This is a genomic window from Cetobacterium sp., from assembly GCF_048470075.1.
In the GTDB taxonomy this organism is placed as follows: Bacteria; Fusobacteriota; Fusobacteriia; order Fusobacteriales; family Fusobacteriaceae; genus Cetobacterium_A.
The window spans coordinates 1-2,352 of sequence record NZ_DBGBQB010000077.1 but is presented as its reverse complement, the minus strand read 5'-3'; the positions used below and the strand labels follow the sequence as shown (position 1 = coordinate 2,352).

2 protein-coding genes and 1 pseudogene are annotated in these 2,352 nt (G+C 27.6%); all 3 read left to right on the top strand.

All coding sequences use genetic code 11. The features are described 5' to 3' along the window. The first annotated feature begins 334 nt into the window (after positions 1 to 334). The gene (locus tag ACMOUI_RS02965) at positions 335 to 1,042 is read left to right on the top strand and encodes a formyltransferase family protein (protein WP_418964259.1); all 708 of its coding nucleotides are present in this window, start codon (positions 335 to 337) and stop codon (positions 1,040 to 1,042) included. A 13-nt stretch (positions 1,043 to 1,055) separates the two neighbouring features. After that, positions 1,056 to 2,156, top strand: coding sequence for a DegT/DnrJ/EryC1/StrS family aminotransferase (locus ACMOUI_RS02960; RefSeq protein WP_418964258.1), 1,101 nt, complete (start codon positions 1,056 to 1,058; stop codon positions 2,154 to 2,156). 55 nt (positions 2,157 to 2,211) lie between these two features. After that, a pseudogene (locus ACMOUI_RS02955) lies at positions 2,212 to 2,352 on the top strand (phosphoglucosamine mutase); the annotation flags it as partial.

Genomic DNA, 2,352 nt, shown 5'->3' with positions numbered 1-2,352 from the left:
CTCTTTGGCCCAATGTAATTAAAGAGAACTCATTAAAAACAATAGAGTATGAATTTGCCAAAAATATTTTACCTATTCCTTGTGACCAAAGATATACAACTAAAGATATGGAGTATATTGTAGAGAATATCTTTAAAATATTAGAGGAGTAAATAAAATAAAAAGGAGGAAAAATTAATAAATACACCTGTATTCATTAAATAAAAAAATTATGAAATATATATTTGTAGGTAATAGAGCGGAAGTATTAAAAAAAATGCGACAGAAGAGTTGTGAAATTGTAAAAATTTTTGCAATTAAAAATTCATATCTTGAAAAATTTTTAAAAGAAAACATGGAAGAATTTATAGCTATTGAATCAAAAGAGCATTTAATAAAAGAGATAGAGAAAGTGGAGTTTGATTGTTTAGTATCAAATGGTTGTCCATATATATTGCCTATAGATAATTTGAAAAAGGGAAATCAAAAATTTATAAATATACATCCATCATTATTACCAGATTTAAAGGGAAAGCATCCAATAAATGGAGCGATTTTATATGGAAGAAAACATGGAGTTTCATGTCATTTAATGGATAATGGGATAGATACAGGAGATGTTATAACAAGCATAGAGATACCCATAACAGAGGACATGAGTTTAGGATTAATCTATCAAATTTCATTTTTAATGGAGGGAGAAGTTTTTGAAAAGGCACTCAAGTTAAACTTTGAAAAAATTGATGAAACAATTTATTACACAAGAAAATCTACTGATAGTATCATAAACAAAGGGGATACATTAAACATAATAAAAAATAAAATAAGAGCATTTGGAATAAATGGAATGTATGCAAAATATGTTTTTAACGAAAAAGAGTATTGTTGTAAAAAAATAAAAATTATAGACAATGGTGTCTTAGATAGATTGTTCTTTTCATATGATGACAATACAATAATTTTAAAATATGAAAATTGTATATTGATAAAAAAAGAGGGAAAGTATGTTGAAATAGAGCTAGAATCAAATGAAGGAATTGAAGTTGGAGAAAAATTCCTATAAAATTGGGAGGAATATGAATAAGGAAAAGCAGACATTAGTAACGCAGTCATCAATGCCAAAGTATGATGAATATTGTGAAGAGATAAAAGAGCTTTGGGAAAGTCATTGGTTAACTAATATGGGAGTTAAACATAAAGAGTTAGAGAAACAGCTACGAGGTTATCTAAAAACAGATAATATAACTTTATTTACAAATGGTCATTTAGGATTGGAGTGTATTTTAGCTGGAATGAATTTAAAAGGTGAAGTTATAACTACTCCATTTACATTTGTATCCACAAGTCATGCAATCGTTAGAAGTGGATTGAAACCGGTATTTTGTGATATAAACAAAGAGGATTATACATTGGATGTAACTAAAATAGAGAGTTTAATAACTGAAGATACATGTGCTATTTTACCAGTTCATGTATATGGAAATGTTTGTAATTTGGAAGAGATTGATAAAATTGCTAAAAAATATAACTTGAAAGTTATTTATGATGCAGCTCACGCTTTTGGAGTAGAATTTAATGGAGTGGGAATAGGGAATTTTGGTGATGCATCAATGTTTAGTTTCCATGCAACAAAAGTATTTAATACAATAGAAGGGGGAGCGGTAACTTATAGTAACTCAGAATTAAACAAGATACTTTATGATATTAAAAATTTTGGAATAACAGGGCTTGAAACAGTGGAATATATAGGCGGAAATGCAAAAATGAATGAATTTCAGGCAGCTATGGGTATTTGTAATTTAAGACATGTAGATAAAGAGATTTTAAAAAGAAAAAAAGTAGTGGAAAGATATAGAGAAAATCTTCAAAATATAGAGGGGATTACACTACAAAAATCTCAGGCAAAAGTAAAAGAAAATTTTTCTTATTTTCCAGTGGTTTTTGAAAACTACAAATATACTAGAGATGAAGTCTTTGAAAAATTAAAAGAGAACAATATAATTTCAAGAAAATATTTTTATCCTTTGGTAAATGATTTTGAGTGCTATAAGAAAAAATTTAATTTAAATGAAACTCCAGTGGCAGCTTATATAGCTGATAGGGTATTAACATTACCATTATACAGTGATTTAGATCTGGAGATGGTGGATAAAATTTGTAATATAATTTTAAAATAATGAATCAAAAATAATGATAAGATAAATAGTTGATTTATAAAGGGGGAAGAAACTGATGAGAAAATACTTTGGAACAGATGGAATAAGAGGAGAAGCCAATAGAGAACTAACTGTAGAGTTAGCTCTAAAACTTGGATATGCACTTGGATATACATTGAAAAAGCAATATCCAGATAAAAAAAGAATTAGAGTGATA

What these genes read in the sequence shown, in the direction of transcription:
- ACMOUI_RS02965 (WP_418964259.1), top strand. Translation starts at nt 335, where the DNA reads ATGGAAGAATTTATAGCTATTGAATCAAAAGAGCATTTAATAAAAGAG.
- ACMOUI_RS02960 (WP_418964258.1), top strand. Translation starts at nt 1,056, where the DNA reads ATGAATAAGGAAAAGCAGACATTAGTAACGCAGTCATCAATGCCAAAG.